The organism is Gardnerella sp. DNF01205 (assembly GCF_049244135.1).
Taxonomy (GTDB): Bacteria; Actinomycetota; Actinomycetes; order Actinomycetales; family Bifidobacteriaceae; genus Bifidobacterium; species Bifidobacterium leopoldii.
Map to the genome: position 1 here is coordinate 384,694 of NZ_CP058378.1, position 15,617 is coordinate 400,310.

Here is a 15,617-nt window from a genome sequence, read left to right on the forward strand (position 1 = left end):
ATGAAAATTAAAAGAGGTGTAGCTATGAATAATCAAGATTTTGCAAAGCCAAAAGCGGCAGAACGCATACCGTCGGCACGTGAATTCCATGGCGACACTTATATAGACGAATATGCTTGGATGAAAGATCGCAATAATCCTAAGCTTATGGAATACGTCAATAGTCAAAATGCTTATACTGAACAGCGTGTAAAGCACTTAGCAAACTTGCGTTCTACATTATTTGACGAGTTGCGCTCAAGAGTTCAAGAAACAGACATGTCTGTTCCTGTGCGCATGAATAATTACTGGTATTACGTGCGCACTGAAAAAGGCAAACAATACGCTGTGCAATGCCGTATGAAAGTCGAAAATAGTGACGATTGGAATCCGCCAACTATCGACAATTCTGCAAAACCTGGCACAACTGATGGTGAAGAAATTTTATTTGATGCAAACCTTGAATCTGAGCACTCTGGTGGCAAGTTCTTTAGAGTCGGTGGAATGGATTTGAGCACCGACGGTTTGCGAATGCTGTACGGTGTCGACACTCAAGGTGATGAACGCTTTAACTATTTTATTCGTGACTTTTCTACAAAAACATGTTCTTGGTCGCAGTTAGAAGAATCGTGGGAAAATCTTGCTTCTGCTTCACTTTCTCCAGATGGAAAATGGGTGTTTTATGTAAAGCTTGATGATGCTTGGCGTCCTTATCAGGTTTGGAGGCATAAGGTTGGCACTAACGTTTCTAATGATGTAAAAGTTTTTGAAGAAACTGACGAGCGATTTTTTGTTGACGTGTATGAAAGTTTTGACGAACGATACATGATGATCAGTAGTAGTTCAAAGACTACATCGCGCGTGCTTATGCTTCCTTTGAGCAATCCTGAAGGCGAATTCCGTATGGTTATTGAGCCGGTTGAGGGGGTGGAATACGATATTTCTTTCGCTTGCTTTGAGAATGCTGGCGAAAATGGTGAAGATATTCCAATTGCGATTGTGTGCCATAACGCTAAAAATCCTAATTTTGAAATTGACATTATTGATATGAGAGGAAATTCCGGCAAGTTTGATGAGCATGTAACGTATAAGCTTTCGGATGGAGTATGTGTTGCGTCGGGTTCTCCTTATGGTTGCGAGCAGGGAGATGCTTGGCAACAAGGTGCCGGAAGTGAGCCTATTACAAAGCCTTATAATTCGCCTCAAAATCCTGAAATATTGCAAAATGCAGTTGGATTGAGCATAAGCGGATTGTCAATGTACAAAAATTATGTGGCACTAGCTTACCGTTCTCAAGGTTTGCCGCATTTGGCTGTAATGAGCAAGAAGCGCGCTGTTGAAGATTTTTTGCAAGCAAAACCGTGGCGTTTTTGCGAAGTGCGACCGCTTTCTTCCCAGCTTGCGAATCAATTTACGGATCAACCTACGGATCAATTTTCTTCTCAACTTACGGATCAACTTGCGGATCAAGCGCAAGCCGAATCACGTGCTGCGCTCGCAAATATTTCACAAGAAGAAATCAACAATAATCGCTTATTTAGTATTTCTATGACTGGAAATCCTTCGTACGAAGCTCCGCGTATGCGTTACGCTTTTGGCAGTTACGCAACTTTAGGTCAACTTCGCGAGTTGGATCCTTTAACAGGCGAAGATGTGCTGCTCAAGCAAGGTAAAATTTTAGGCGAATTTAATGAGCACAATTATGCTGAAAAGCGCGTTTGGATTACTGCTCGAGATGGTGAGCGTGTGCCAGTATCGCTTGTGTGGCGTCCGGATAAAATTTCTAAAACTGACTCAATGTTTATTACTGGTTATGGAGCGTATGAAGTTAGTTCAGACCCTACTTTTTCTGTCGGTCGCTTGAGTTTGCTGGATCGCGGCGTGTTATATGCGCAAGTGCATGTGCGAGGCGGCGGTGAAATGGGTCGCGCGTGGTATGAACAGGGTAGGCGTGTTAATAAAAAGCATACTTTTGAAGATTTTGTTGATGCCACGCGTGCTTTGCAAAATGCTGGTTTTGCTTCTGCTTGCCATACTGTTGCAAACGGTGGTTCAGCAGGAGGCTTGCTTATGGGTGCTATAGCAAATATGGCTCCGGAATGTTATGCAGGAATTGAAGCAGACGTGCCTTTTGTAGATGCTCTTACGTCTATGCTCGACTCTTCTTTGCCGCTTACTGTAACAGAGTGGGATGAGTGGGGCAATCCGCTCGATGATTCTGAAGCTTATGCTTATATGAAATCGTATACTCCTTACGAAAATGTGCCTTGCGCAAAAACGGAAGATGGTCGCAAGAAGTTAGCTGATTTTCCGAAAATCTTAATCACATCGTCTATTCACGACACGCGCGTGCTTGTTACGGAACCTTTGAAATGGCTCGCTAAATTGCAAGCTTCTGGGGTTGATGCAATTGCTCGTATTGAAACTGACGGTGGTCACGGTGGCACTTCTGGCAGGTACAGGCAATGGCAGGAGTTAGCTTATGAAAACGCATGGTGCTTGCATGTTATGGGAGTAAATAGTTAGTCGGAAGCGGCAGAAACTTTACAGCGGCGTAAAGAAACGGTCTGCTACGCACCAAAAAGCGGCAGAAACTTTACAACTGTGTAAAGAAACGGTCGTTTGCGCGCCTGAAAGCGGCAGAAACTTTACAACTGTGTAAAGAAACGGTCGTTTCCACGCTAAAAAGCGGCAGAAACTTTACGCGCGTGTAAAGTAATGGTCGTTTCCACGCTAAAAAGCGGCAGAAACTTTACAGCGTTGTAAAGTAAATGTCGTTTCCTCGCCTTTCGTGATATCATAGGTCAAGTGATGTGCGTTTTTCGTATGCGTCTTTCACTTGCGTCTTTCACTTGCGTCTTTCACTTGCGTTTTTCGCTTGCGTTTGCGCTCATCCACATACAGGTAGTTCAATGGAGATATCTACTTATTGCTTAATGAAGGGGTAGAGCAGCAATGACAACACTCAGCGTTGACAGCGATGAATTTTCACTGCAACATACCGCATTGTTTAAGCAAGTTCCAGCTGATCAAGTAAAAGAATTGATGCAGTATTTGCAAGAATCGACATTTAAAAAAGGTTCGGCAATTTTTAATGAAGGCGATACTGACCATCGAATGTACTTGCTTGAGCGTGGAAGAGTAAAATTAGTTCGTCATTCAAACGACAATCGTGTGCAATTGCTAAGTATTCACACTCCTGGCGAAATTCTAGGCGAAATTCCCGTTTTTGATCCTAGCGGCGGTCCTCGTACAGCTTCAGCAATATCTATTACAAACAATACTAGAGTTTTATGGCTAGAAAATGACGTGTTATTCCATTGGCTAAACAATCACCCTAGCGTTGCAGTAGATATGCTTCAAGTGCTTGCAGCGCGCATGAGAGCAAATAATGAGCGAATTTCCGACTTAGTTTTTATGGATGTTCCTGCTCGTTTAGCAAAGACTTTGCTGAATTTAGCTTCAAGATTTGGCGAGCCTATGAGCGATGGCTTGCTTGTGCCGCATGATTTAACGCAAGAAGAGCTTGCGCAACTTGTTGGCTCTTCACGCGAAACAGTTAACAAAGCACTTATGGATTTTGCAAACAGAGGCTGGATTATGCGCCAAGGCAGGTCAATTATTATTTATAAGCCTGGCATGCTTATTCGTCGAGCTGAGCGTTAAAGTGCGAATGTTTATGATGCCAGTTTTCAAGTAGAGGCAAACCTTTAGAATAGTACGCATGCCGAAAAAGAATTCACTGACTGTTCGCCGTGTGCTAGCACTGTTCCTTACCTACATCACTTTGTGTGTTGCAGGAGGTGTTGCAGCAAGTATTATGTTTGTTCCTGGCGTAATGAGCGTGAATAGCATAGTGAAAACAGTAGTACCTTCACTTCGCGTTGACGGCATTGATTTTGATGTAACTGCTTTGCCGCAAAAATCGCGACTTTACGCTTCTGATGGCAAAACTATTATTGCAACTTTTTATGCTCAAAACCGCACTGTAGTGCCGCTTCGACGCATATCGCAATATATGCAGCGAGCAATGGTTGCTCGTGAAGACCGTCGATTCTTTGAGCATTCCGGCGTAGATATGCAAGGTGTTATTCGCGCATTCGTGCAAACATTCGTTAAAAAGGGAGATATGCAAGGTGGCTCTTCCTTAACTCAGCAATATGTAAAAAATGTGCTTATGATTAAAGCTCGCGAAAATAACGATCCTTTAGCTGAGTATCACGCTTCTGAAGGCACTATTGCTCGTAAATTGCGCGAAATGCTTATTGCAATTCAAATGGAGAAAAAATACTCCAAACTTGAGATTTTGCAGGGATATTTAAATATTGCGCAGTTCGGTAGCAATAATATTTACGGCGTAGAAACTGCAGCTCATCGCTACTTCAATACGAGCGCTGCAAAACTTAATCTTGTGCAATCGGCAACTATTGCTGCAATTACAAAGAATCCTTCGCGTTACGATCCTTCTATTGAAGCAAATCAGCCTGAAGCGCAAAAGCAGCGCAATATTGTACTTGATTTAATGCTTCGTCAAGGTTTTATTACTAAGAGCGAGCATGATTCCGCTGTTGCTATTCCTCTTAAAAGCACTCTTAACATACAGAGGGAAGTTTCTAAGATTGGATGCCAAGCTGCAGGTGATGCAGCATTCTTCTGCGATTATGTAACGAAGAAAATTTTGCATTCTCGCGAGTTTGGTAAAACTGCTGCCATGCGCGAAAAGTTGCTTACTGAGGGTGGTCTTGATATCTACACAACTATGGATTTGCGCGCCAGCAAGGCTGCTATGAAAGCTGCTAGAGATACGATTCCTGTAAACGATAAGAGCGGTTTTGAAGTTTCAATTGCGGCAATTAAGCCTGGAACTGGTGAAGTTTTGGCATTTGGCAGCAATCGTATTTATGATGCTACGGATGCTGCAAAATCAGATCCTACGCATACGGCTTTGAACTATGCTGTAGATGAGCGCGATGGTGGCGGTCTTGGTTGGCAGATTGGTTCTACGTGGAAGCCAATTAATATGGTTGCATGGATGCTTGCTGGAAAGTCGATTAATCAGCCTCTTCGCACTTCTATGCTTTACAACAATGCTGATTTTAATTGCAGCAAATTCCGCGGAGTTGGTAGTTGGTCAGTTCAAAACTCTGGTGGTGGCACAACTAATCCGGAAACTCCTTTGCAAGGTCTTGTGCGCTCGCATAACACCACTCAGGCTTCTATGGCTCAGCAAATTAAGCTGTGCTCAATCGCGGATGCTGCTCGCATACTTGGTTACCATAATTCGCCTCTTGGTCAGGAAAGTGTGTATTCTTCTAACTCGCTTAATCCGCCTATGACGATTGGTTCTGTGCAAGCTTCGCCTTTAACTGTGGCGAATGTGTATGCAACTATTGGCGCTGATGGCGTGGCATGCGATCCTATTGCTATTAAGCGAGTTGTTGACAAAAACGGTAAGCGTTTGAAAGTTCCTAGTGCGCATTGCCATCAAGCAATTCCAAAGGGAATTGCTCAAACTGCTGCTTATGCGCTGAATCAGGGTGTTGTGCAACCTGGCGGCGAGGCTTCAACTACCCAACTTGATGGTGGTCGCAAGACTTTCGCAAAAACTGGTACTAACGAACAGTACTACATGACTACAGCTGGTTTTGTGCCGTATCAAGTTGCTTCGTTTGTGGCAGTTGGTAACGCCGAATCACAAAAAAGCTTTAATGGCATGACTATTAACGGTCGTACAATGGCAGCTTGGTATGGTATGTATATTGCAACGCCAGCGTGGAAACAGTTTATGAATGACTATTTGAAAGCTGCTAACATTCCTGTTGACAACGATTATGGCAAGCCTGATCCAAAGTACACTGCCGGTGGAACTCTGCCTGGCATGCCTAAAAATACTGTTAAAACTGATCAGCAGAAGCGAGATGAAGACGCTAGAAAGCAGGCAGCACAAGAACAGCAGGAAGAAGCTAAGAAACAAAAGAACACGCAAGATCAGTACGGCACTGCTCGTCGCGACGACTATAGCAATTCGGAAGGCGATAATTACTAAACGGCATTTGTTAAACTGCATTTGACAAACTGCATTTGTTAAACTGCATTTGTCAACTCGTAATTGCTAGTTAACTTACTAAATACTAAGTTGTTTTGTGCTGTTCCTACAAATAGACCCTTACTTATGCTACTTGATTGTGAGCAAAGTAAGGGTCATTTTTAGTGCAAATACGCACTGTGCAAATACGCACTGCTAGTTCAAATCAGCACCGACTGCATCTGCAACATGCTCAAAGCCGTCGCGTTTCAAAAGATCCGCAAGTCCGCGTTTCAGCGTCGTAATTTGCTGCGGTCCTCTGTACATAAGTGACGTAATAAACATAACCAAGTCAGCGCCTGAGCGAATCTTCTCATATGCTTGCTTTGGTGTAAATACTCCGCCAATGCCTGCAATAGCAAAGCGTTCACCAAAAGCTTTGCGCGTGCGTCGAATAAGATCGTTGCTTGCGCTGTAGGTAGGACCTCCGGAAAGCGCTCCTTGCCAATCTTGCGGAACGTCAAGTCCTGCGCGATTCTTTTGCAAGTTCGCAATACTTACTCCGTCAACTTTATGTTCTGCAAGTACGTCAAGCAAAGACTTGAACTGCTCCCAACCGCCGTGCAAATTAAGCGGCATCTTAACTAAGGTTGGCTGAGGTCGCTTAATAGTGTCAAGATCGGTGAATAATTTGTCAAGCGCTTCCGGCTGACTAAACGGTTCGCCAACGCGAGTGTTCGGGCATGAAATATTTACTTCAATTATTGAGCTTCTTCCTGCTGCGCGTTCCATGGAAATATGGTAGTCTTCAATTCCTTCTTCCAAGTCGCCAACTAAGTCGTCGTTTGTGCGCGCAATAGAAATAGACATATTCATAGACTTTGCGTGCGTCCAAGCTTTTTCGGCTCGTGCAATAACGGCTTCGCTGCCATCGTTTGCTAGTCCTGCGTGCACAAGAATTGAGTCATATTCTGGAAGGCGATGATACCAAGGTTTTTGATTTCCTTCGCATGGTCGGCTCGTGGTAGAGCCAACTGTTTCAAAACCAAAGCCTGCGTTGTCTAGTACGGTTGCCATTTGGCAGTTTTTATCTAGTCCCGCGCTTAAGCCAAACGGGTTCGCAAAATCCACGCCCATAACGTTAGTTTCTAACACCGGGTCTGTGTAGTTAAGCATTTCGCGAAGAAGCCACATCAATCCAGGAGTGCGCTCGCTAAATTTGCAAAAATTAATCATGCGATCATGCGCTTCGTCTGGAGGAATGTTAAAAACAAAATGCGGTTTAATAATGTGTTTGTATGAGAATGTAAAAAGGTCGGTCGTTGCTTTATTGACGACATTGTGCAATGAATGTTCAGAAACGTAGTACATATTTATATAGTAGAGCATTATTTTTATATGCGCTATTATTTAGTGTTTTTGTGCGTTTCCTCACTTAGCGTAATTTCTTTAGTGTATTTTGTGCGTTTCCTCACTTAGCCCGCGTTCGTTTTTGTGCGATTTTTCACAAAACCTGCGTTGCTTGACAACAAAATGTGCGTTCTTTTCGTTTTAAGGCATTAAAACGCTCAATTACGTTTGTTTTTTGCGTTTACGTGTGCGATAATGTTCGTATGATTTCTTCGCAGCGTCAACATTTGATTTTAAGCCGTCTTCGTACGCGCGGTGCTGTTCGCATTACTGCGCTTTCTAAAGAGCTGAACGTTTCTGCTATGACGGTTCGCAGGGATATTGCCGAGCTTTCGGATCGCGGTCTTTTAAAGCGCGTTCACGGCGGCGCTGTAACGACTAATACTTTGCTTTCGGAGCCGCTGTTTTCTGTAAAGTCGCAGATGGACATTGGTTTGAAGGATGCGATTGCGCGTTTGGCCGTGGATTATGTGTCTCCTGGAGATGTGATTGCTATTGGCGGTGGTACCACTGCTTATGTGTTTGCGCAACATTTGCTCGAGTCGCGCAGGGCTTCTGGTATTACGATTTTGACTAATTCGATTCCTGTTGCAGAGCTTGTGCAAGCGTTGGAGTCGAAGGATGTTGAGGTTATTGTTACTGGCGGCGTGATTACGCGTTCCAATTCGCTTGTTGGGCCTATTGCAGATAAAGTTGTTGCTTCTCTTCGTGTGAATACTGTTTTTCTTGGCACGCACTCTGTGTCTCTTCCTCGCGGATTCCTTATGCCGAACTCTTTGGAAGCTGCTACGGATATGGCGTTAATGGATATTGCGGATCGCACGATTATTTTGACGGATCACACTAAATGGAGTTGCACGTCGCTTTCGCTGTTTGCTCGTTTTGATCAGGTTGATACTGTTATTACTGACGATGGTTTGGATGCTGATTCTCAACTTCGCACGCGTGAGCTTGTAAAGGATTTGGTTTTGGCACCTGTTATTGACGAGCGAGATGTTCTTGATGCATCTAATGGTGACGATTTAGCAAATTCTGAAGATTCTGACGATTTGCTTGATTAGTGTTTTTGTAAAGTTTGATTTTTGCAAGGATTGATTTTTTCAAAGATTGATTTTGCGCGCTGTTGATTTTAATGCCCGAGTGAGTTATTTACTTGTTTACTCGGGCATTTTTTGTGTTTGATGTGTGTTTGTTGCCTAGTTTTGCTTAAAGCGCGTCAATGCTTAAATATTGCGTTTTTCCTTGTTTTATAAGGCATTTGGAGCAATCGCAAAACTCAAACCTTAAAGAAAGCTGAAAAAACATTAAAAAAATCCAGTATATGGCGTGTCGCGTAATTTTTATCAAAAAATACATGGAAATGCCGTAAATATTTCTGCTTTTTAATGAATACAACTAATATTTATCAAGATTTTTGTATTTTTGGCGCTTAGAAATCTGAATTTTAGTGTTGAGTTTTCTGAGAGCTTGCGGTAAGTTTTAACTCAGTTACCGGTTGAATCCCTAGTTCACTGGTACTAGCGGGAAACCGCAAATGGCAAATTTTTCTTCGCATACCCTAGTGCGAAGGAGAAGAAGAAAGGAAAATATTATGTTGAATAAGAAGGCTATCGCCGCATTCGCTGCCGGCGCCACCCTCCTCTCTGGTTTCGCTTTTGCTGCTCCAGCAATGGCTGAGGTTACTGTTCCAGATTGCCCAGCTGATCAATCTAAGTGGGCTTTTAAGAGCGCTAATGAGCAAATCCTTAAAGATGCTAAGGCTGAGTATGATACTGCTAAGGCTGCTGTTCCATCTGTGCCAACTAAGCCAACTGAGCCAACTAAGGCTGAAGTTAAGGCTTTGTACGAAGCTGATGGCGCTGAGGGCAAGCTTAAGATGAAGACTCCTCTTCCTAATGGCACCAAGCCAGAAGATGCTGCAGCTGCTCAGGCATATGTAAATCTGCAGAACCAGTATGTTGCCGACAAGGCAAACTACGATACTAAGCTCGCTACTGCTAATGAAGCTCATGCCAAGTATCTCAAGGCTTTGGACAACGTTGCTAACTGCTCTACCCCAGATCCTGATAAGAAGCAGGAAGCTATTGATAATGTTCGCGATGCCGCTAAGAACTTGCAGAACGCTGATAATGCTTTCGCTAAGGCTAAGAAGGCTTTCTACGATGCTAAGGCTGCATTCCTTAAGGCTCAGGCTGAGGTGAAGGCTCGTGAGGCTGCTTGGGAGGCTGCTCAGGCTGCTTATGATGCATTCGAAACTTCTGGTGTGAATGATTCTGCTAAGGAACAGCGTTTAGCTGATGCTGTGAATCGTGCTGTTGCTCATCTTGCTCGCGCAAATGCAGCTTATAAGGATGCTGAGACTAAGTACAATGACACTAAGAAAGCTGCTCTTGAAGCTAAGGATGTTTACAACAAGGCTTTGCAGGATTACAAGGATGCGTATGATTATGCAGTGTCTGTTGGTGTGAACCCAGCTTTGTTGCCACCAGTTAAGACTGCTGATCCTTTGGATTTGAGCTTCAACCCTGTTCCAGGTGCTAAGGAGCTTTATGCTGCTGCAGTGAGTGGCAAGTTCGGTCCTGCTGTTCAGGCTGCTGCTCAGAAGGGTAAGGATTCCAAGGCTTCTGCTCAGCAGAACAAGAAGAACAATGCCGCTGACGCAAACGGTGCATCTGCCTCTGCTGCCGCTCAGCTTCCTAAGAGTGGTGCTGCTGTAGCTATGGCTGCTGTTGCTGCTTCTGTGCTTGCTGGCATGGGTGCTGCTCTTCGCAAGATCCGTCACTAAGCTAAAAGCTGATTCTGCGATGAATCATTTTAAGCTTTAGCTTACTGGTTGATCGTTGAGTCGATTTTATTGTGAATTACTTAGTCTAGTGTGCTAAAAGGTGCGCTAGACTAAGTTTTTTTTTGACCTATAACCCTTTTTATAACAATTTTGTGCTCTTCGCCTCCTGTCTGCGCCTTCTACCGCACCCACGTAAACTTTCTGCCGTTCTTCCGGTTCTGTTTCTTCCGATTCCGCACTTTCTGCTCGCACCTTCTGTTCGCACCCACGTAAAGTTTTTGCCGTTTTTTCGCGCGTAGCCGACCGTTTCTTTACGCCCTTGTAAACTTTCTGCCTCCTTTTGGCTCTTTCACGACTTTTCCTTTACACAGCTGCGCAGTTTCTGCCGTTTTTCCGCCTTTTCGCGACCTTTCCTTTACACTGCTGCACAATTTCTGCCGTTCTTCCGGTTCTGTTTCTTCCGATTCCGCACTTTCTGTCCGCGCTCGTGTAAACTTTTTGCCGCTTTTTCGTGCGTATCCGACTTTTCCTTTATTCTCGTGTAAACTTTCTGCCGCCTTTTGGCGCGTACCCGACTGTTTCTTTACTCCGCTGTAAACTTTTTGCCGTTTTTTGGCGCGCAGCCGACCAAAACTTTACGCTACTGTAAACTTTCTGCTGTTTCTTCCGGCTCCGCGCTTTCTGTCCGCTCCTTCTGTTCGCACCTTCTGTTCGCGCGCTTGTAAAGTTTTTGCCGTTTTTTCGTCTTTTCGCGACTTTTCCTTTACGCCGCTGCGCAGTTTCTGCCGCATTTTCGCGCGTACCCGACTTTTCCTTTATACCGCTGCACAGTTTCTGCCGCTACCTGCCGTTCCGCACTTCTGCTCGCTCCTTCTGTTCGCACTCACGTAAAGTTTTTGCCGTTTTTTCGCGCGCATCCGACCGTTTCTTTACACAGCTGCGCAGTTTCTGCCGTTTGTTGGCGCGTATCCGACCAAAACTTTACACTCGTGTAAACTTTCTGCCGCATTTTCGCGCGTATCCGACTTTTCCTTTACACTCGCGTAAAGTTTCTGCCGTTTTTGGCGCGTAGCCGACCTTTACTTTACACAGCTGCGCAGTTTCTGCCGCTACATACCGTTCCGCGCTTTCTGTTCGCACTTTCTGCTCGCACCCACGTAAACTTTCTGCCGTTTTTTGGCGCGTATCCGACTTTTCCTTTACTCTCGTGTAAACTTTCTGCCGCATTTTCGCGCGCACCCGACCGAAACTTTACACCGCTGCGCAGTTTCTGTCGTTTCTTCGTGCCTAGCCGACCGTTTCTTTACTCCGCTGTAAACTTTCTGCCGCATTTTCGCGCGTACCCGACTTTTCCTTTACACTCGTGTAAACTTTCTGCTGCTACCTACCGTTCCGCGCTTTCTGCCGTTTCTTCCGATTTACGTTCCTTCTGCCGCTCCTTCTGTCTGTGCTTTCTGTCTGCACTCGCGTAAACTTTCTGCCGTTTCTTCGCGCCTAGCCGACCGTTCCTTTACATGTCTGCACAGTTTTTGCCGTTTTTCCGCTTTTTCGCGACCTTTCCTTTACGTGACTGCACAGTTTCTGCCGTTCTTCCAATTCCGCACCTTCTTTCCCTACCTTTTATCCACAATGCAAAAAATTTATTTACGCACGAATAAAGCTTTAATAACCTTGCATTATGAATAATTTTTATATAAACGATTTATTTTCGAATAGCGAACAAAATAAGCGTTGCTTCGCCCCGAAAACTAATGCTGAAAGAAAAGCAGTTCAAAGGTCGTCGCAACGTGGAGAAGCTGTGCGCGTGTACAAAAATCTTTACATGCGTAAAGAATATTGGAATAGTCTTTACGAAGCTGAAAAAATACGTCATATTGCGCTATCTATTATTGAATCGCACCCCGATTGTAAATTAACAGCTTCGACTGCCTCGGCACTTCTTGGGTATCAAGTTATGAAAGATTATGACAGCGAAAAAAATTGCTATAATAATACTTTTCTTAGCAAAAAGAAGAATTGTGCGGACGCAAAAGATACTAAAATCTATATTAGAAGCAACAAGCGAAAATCAAGCAAGTATAACAATCAACTGAAAGTTATCCCTTCCGCAGGTTACGAACAGAATGGTATGAGCGACGATGTCCGCATTTTAACGCGTGAGAATAACAGTACTGGGCAATTAATGAAGCTTCCACATGCAAGCGATTGCGTGACTGAAGAAATAAAAAGTCACTTGGTAGATAAAAGCACTATGTTGTTTGACGTTGCTAATAATTACTCATTTAGATTTGCTTTGCCTATTTTCGATTCAGCAGCGCGAGATAATGTGAATTTAAGCAGAGTGATCGAAATTTGCAAAAGTCGATACTGCGATTGCAAGAATAGCTGTAATTACAAGAATAATTATAATTGCAAGAATAACTGCGATTACAAAAATAACTTGAGTGACGTCGCTTGTAATAGCGAGATTGCAAATAATGAAACGTGTGCGAATATCAGTTTACACAAAAACCAACGCCATCATACAAGGAATTACGCTTATTTGGATGACTTGCGAAACTATGCAAAAACGAATGGTGGGACTAGTTTTTCATTGTCTTTTGAGCAAATTTTTGAGTGCGAACAAAAAAAGTTGGCTAAATTATGTAAGCTTTGCTTCTTTGCAAATGGTCTTAGCGAGAACGCTGGTGAATCCTTAGCTCGGGGGACAATGATTAATTTGGGATTTATGATACCAGAATTACAGCGTGAGTTTGAGATTCCACATGTAAATTTGAAGTATCGTTGCGACTTTTTGTGGAGTCTGAATAATGGGGAGTTGATTGTTGGGGAGTTTGACGGGTATTCGAAATACTACATTGATACAGATGATGCGCAATATAAGAATGTGAATCTTAATTCTTCAGAAGACAATAAAAATTTATTCGAATCGCGAAACCAGAGTGTTATTCATAAGAATATCGACAAACAAGCGGAACGTGAGGTATTGCTTATGAAGGAATGCGGCGTAAATAAAATCGTGCGCTTTAATTACTCGGATATTCTTGATCCTAGGAAGCTTGAGAAGAAACTTGCATCTGTTGGAGTGCCTAGAATTATTGGAAAATAGGCGATGCGTGCGCGTTCTGCGTAACTTTGCGCTCTTTCGCGACTTTTCCTTTACGCTGCTGTAAAGTTTTTGCCGTTTTTTCGCGCGTATCCGACCGAAACTTTACGCCGCTGTAAAGTTTCTGTCGCCTTTTGCCGCGTAGTTGACCGAAACTTTACGCCGCTGTAAAGTTTCTGCCGCCTGACACCATCGTTTAAGCGCGTAACTCTCGTCGTCACGAGCGTGCTGTAAAATAGCGAAGTTGTGTGCGGTTTTGGTGCTTATCATCAAACAATCGCGCATATTTTGCAAACACACTCCTGCTGTGGAAGGTCCACAGCCGATAGTCCGAAGGAGGTGGGTGATGTCTGCACATAAGTATGAACTGATGTTCATTGCAAATCCTGAGCTGGATGAGCACGGTCTTAAGAAGTTGACCGAGCAGTATCTTGAGCTTGTCACCAACGAGGGCGGTTCCGTTGACGGTACCGATTACTGGGGTCGCCGCAAGTTTGCCTACGAAATTGAAGGCAAAACCGAAGGTAACTACGTTGTGGTGAACTACACTGCCGAGCCATCTGTAAGTGACGAACTTGACCGTGTTTTGAACCTTAACGAATCTGTAATCCGCACGAAGATTCTTCGCAAGGACGCTAAGTAAAAACTAGCAAAACTAAGTAAGCTCTAGTGAATTAAATAAAAACTAGTTAAGCTAAATAAATACGTAAACAACCGCGCATAAGTTGCGCACAAAATTGCCAGTAATTGCTAACTAACATGCGATTACGAGTAAAGCGAGAAAGAAAAGGCACGATATGGCAGGTGAAACAATTATTACCGTCGTGGGAAATCTCACTTCGGATCCTGAATTAAGGGCACTTTCCAACGGTGCTTCTGTTGCGAGCTTTACCATTGCATCCACACCTAGAACGTTTAATCGTAATACGAATCAGTTCGAGGACGGGCCTGCATTATTTATGCGTTGCTCAGCGTGGAGAGACTTGGCAGAACATTGTGCAAACAGCCTTTCTAAAGGCACGCGCGTGATTGCTCAAGGCAGGTTGTCGCAGCGTTCGTATCAAGCGCAAGACGGCTCGAATCGCACAGTTGTTGAACTTACAGTTGACGAAATTGGTCCATCTTTGCGTTATGCAACTGCGCAAGTTAACCGCCAAAGCTCTTCAACAGGTTTTGCTGGTGGCTCGCGTGCAGTAAATGCTGCTGGTACAGTTGCTGGTGCTGCTGGTGCAGGTTATGCTGGCGGAGCAAATTATGCTGCTAGCCAGGCTTCTCAGCATGCCGCAAGTTCTTCAGCTGCTGATCCATGGAGTGCTGCTGCGCCAACAAACGATAGTTTTTCAACTTTCGGCGCCAATTCTGATTTTGGTGGCGATTCTGAAGAACCTGAGTTCTAGCGTTTTAGTTGAGCTATAGATAGCGTATTTATTTGTTTATTTACGCACTTATTTACGCATTTATTTACGCGCTTACTTAATCCTTATAAATACATCATCAGTTAAATGTTATGCGAACAAAAAGCATAACGGATTTGAGAGAGGACATCTTATGTCACGCAAAAGGCCGCAACCACCGGTCAAGCCTTTCAAAAAGAAGCCAAATCCTTTGAAGGCTGCCAAGATTACTGAAATTGATTATAAAGACGTTGCTTTGCTGCGCAAGTTCGTTTCTGACCGCGGCAAGATTCGTTCCCGTCGTATCACCGGCGTAACCGTGCAGGAACAGCGCAAGATCGCGAAGGCAGTGAAGAACGCTCGCGAAATGGCTTTGCTTCCTTACGCCACTACCGGTCGCTGATTGAGAGGATAGGAATATGGCTGAAACCAAGGTTATTCTTACCAAGACTGTTGCCAACCTCGGTCACTCTGGTGACGTTGTTGAAGTTAAGGCTGGCTATGCACGCAACTACCTGATTCCTCAGGGTCTTGCTTTTGCATGGAACAAGGGTGCTGCTTCCCAGATTGAAGCAATGCGTCGCGCTCGTCTTGCCAAGGCTGTTGCCACTCGTGAAGAGGCAGTTGCAGCTAAGGCTCAGATTGAAGGCACCGTTGTGGAGCTTTCTGCTAAGGTTTCCGAATCCGGCAAGCTTTTCGGTGGCGTTTCTGCCGATAAGATTGCTGCTGCTTTGGCTTCCAAGGCTCAAGTTGAGGCTCGCGCAATTAAGGTTGCTACTATTAAGACCACTGGTGAGTTCCCAGCAACCGTAACGTTGCATCCGGAAATCACCGCTTCCTTCACTGTTAAGGTTGTGGCTGAGTAAGTAGCTTTGTGAATTTTACAAAACATGTTGCAGCAAGCAGATTCTTGCTTTT

General features: G+C 44.2%; 12 protein-coding genes. 10 read left to right on the top strand and 2 right to left on the bottom strand.

Going from position 1 to position 15,617, the window contains the following annotated elements:
- The 3 genes from HXT47_RS01705 to HXT47_RS01715 all read left to right on the top strand — a co-directional run bounded on the left by HXT47_RS01705 (position 1) and on the right by HXT47_RS01715 (position 6,025).
- The gene (locus HXT47_RS01705) at positions 1-2,505 is read left to right on the top strand and encodes a S9 family peptidase (RefSeq protein WP_415707215.1); all 2,505 of its coding nucleotides are present in this window, start codon (positions 1-3) and stop codon (positions 2,503-2,505) included.
- 429 nt (positions 2,506-2,934) lie between these two features.
- On the top strand, positions 2,935-3,645 hold the full coding sequence (locus tag HXT47_RS01710) for a Crp/Fnr family transcriptional regulator (RefSeq protein ID WP_421789158.1): 711 nt from the start codon (positions 2,935-2,937) through the stop codon (positions 3,643-3,645).
- Positions 3,646-3,703: 58 nt separating this feature from the next.
- Entirely contained in the window at positions 3,704-6,025 is a 2,322-nt protein-coding gene (locus HXT47_RS01715) for a transglycosylase domain-containing protein (protein ID WP_421789160.1), read from the top strand.
- A 195-nt stretch (positions 6,026-6,220) separates the two neighbouring features.
- On the opposite strand, the gene HXT47_RS01720 is transcribed toward HXT47_RS01715, so the two are convergent.
- Positions 6,221-7,375, bottom strand: coding sequence for a quinone-dependent dihydroorotate dehydrogenase (locus HXT47_RS01720; RefSeq protein WP_415687919.1), 1,155 nt, complete (start codon positions 7,373-7,375; stop codon positions 6,221-6,223).
- A 242-nt stretch (positions 7,376-7,617) separates the two neighbouring features.
- Between HXT47_RS01720 and HXT47_RS01725 the strand changes: the two genes are divergently transcribed.
- The 3 genes from HXT47_RS01725 (at position 7,618) to HXT47_RS01735 (ending at position 13,308) form a co-directional block, all read left to right on the top strand.
- Positions 7,618-8,475 (top strand): DeoR/GlpR family DNA-binding transcription regulator, encoded by an 858-nt coding sequence (locus HXT47_RS01725; protein ID WP_064621441.1) that lies wholly within the window; start codon positions 7,618-7,620, stop codon positions 8,473-8,475.
- A gap of 530 nt (positions 8,476-9,005) precedes the next feature.
- Positions 9,006-10,199, top strand: coding sequence for a hypothetical protein (locus tag HXT47_RS01730; RefSeq protein ID WP_421789162.1), 1,194 nt, complete (start codon positions 9,006-9,008; stop codon positions 10,197-10,199).
- 1,678 nt (positions 10,200-11,877) lie between these two features.
- Positions 11,878-13,308: an AMP-dependent synthetase gene (locus HXT47_RS01735; RefSeq protein WP_421789164.1), complete on the top strand. Its 1,431-nt coding sequence runs from the start codon at positions 11,878-11,880 to the stop codon at positions 13,306-13,308.
- 102 nt (positions 13,309-13,410) lie between these two features.
- Here the strand turns inward: HXT47_RS01735 and HXT47_RS01740 are convergent, their stop codons facing one another.
- A complete protein-coding gene (locus HXT47_RS01740; RefSeq protein WP_421789166.1) occupies positions 13,411-13,599 on the bottom strand; it encodes a hypothetical protein in 189 nt (62 codons plus the stop codon).
- A gap of 52 nt (positions 13,600-13,651) precedes the next feature.
- Between HXT47_RS01740 and rpsF the strand changes: the two genes are divergently transcribed.
- From rpsF to rplI, 4 genes are all read left to right on the top strand, one after another.
- A complete protein-coding gene (gene rpsF / locus HXT47_RS01745; protein WP_004574062.1) occupies positions 13,652-13,948 on the top strand; it encodes a 30S ribosomal protein S6 in 297 nt (98 codons plus the stop codon).
- A gap of 154 nt (positions 13,949-14,102) precedes the next feature.
- Positions 14,103-14,702, top strand: coding sequence for a single-stranded DNA-binding protein (locus tag HXT47_RS01750; RefSeq protein WP_419398920.1), 600 nt, complete (start codon positions 14,103-14,105; stop codon positions 14,700-14,702).
- Positions 14,703-14,853: 151 nt separating this feature from the next.
- Complete coding sequence (rpsR, locus tag HXT47_RS01755) at positions 14,854-15,102, top strand: 30S ribosomal protein S18 (protein ID WP_004105399.1); 249 nt, start codon at positions 14,854-14,856, stop codon at positions 15,100-15,102.
- A gap of 16 nt (positions 15,103-15,118) precedes the next feature.
- The gene (gene rplI, locus HXT47_RS01760; protein ID WP_004105397.1) at positions 15,119-15,565 is read left to right on the top strand and encodes a 50S ribosomal protein L9; all 447 of its coding nucleotides are present in this window, start codon (positions 15,119-15,121) and stop codon (positions 15,563-15,565) included.
- The last annotated feature ends 52 nt before the right edge of the window (positions 15,566-15,617 follow it).

What these genes read in the sequence shown, in the direction of transcription:
- HXT47_RS01720 (WP_415687919.1), bottom strand. Translation starts at nt 7,375, where the DNA reads ATGTACTACGTTTCTGAACATTCATTGCACAATGTCGTCAATAAAGCA.
- rpsR (WP_004105399.1), top strand. Translation starts at nt 14,854, where the DNA reads ATGTCACGCAAAAGGCCGCAACCACCGGTCAAGCCTTTCAAAAAGAAG.
- HXT47_RS01725 (WP_064621441.1), top strand. Translation starts at nt 7,618, where the DNA reads ATGATTTCTTCGCAGCGTCAACATTTGATTTTAAGCCGTCTTCGTACG.
- HXT47_RS01735 (WP_421789164.1), top strand. Translation starts at nt 11,878, where the DNA reads ATGAATAATTTTTATATAAACGATTTATTTTCGAATAGCGAACAAAAT.
- rpsF (WP_004574062.1), top strand. Translation starts at nt 13,652, where the DNA reads ATGTCTGCACATAAGTATGAACTGATGTTCATTGCAAATCCTGAGCTG.
- HXT47_RS01705 (WP_415707215.1), top strand. Translation starts at nt 1, where the DNA reads ATGAAAATTAAAAGAGGTGTAGCTATGAATAATCAAGATTTTGCAAAG.
- HXT47_RS01750 (WP_419398920.1), top strand. Translation starts at nt 14,103, where the DNA reads ATGGCAGGTGAAACAATTATTACCGTCGTGGGAAATCTCACTTCGGAT.
- HXT47_RS01715 (WP_421789160.1), top strand. Translation starts at nt 3,704, where the DNA reads ATGCCGAAAAAGAATTCACTGACTGTTCGCCGTGTGCTAGCACTGTTC.
- HXT47_RS01710 (WP_421789158.1), top strand. Translation starts at nt 2,935, where the DNA reads ATGACAACACTCAGCGTTGACAGCGATGAATTTTCACTGCAACATACC.
- HXT47_RS01730 (WP_421789162.1), top strand. Translation starts at nt 9,006, where the DNA reads ATGTTGAATAAGAAGGCTATCGCCGCATTCGCTGCCGGCGCCACCCTC.
- rplI (WP_004105397.1), top strand. Translation starts at nt 15,119, where the DNA reads ATGGCTGAAACCAAGGTTATTCTTACCAAGACTGTTGCCAACCTCGGT.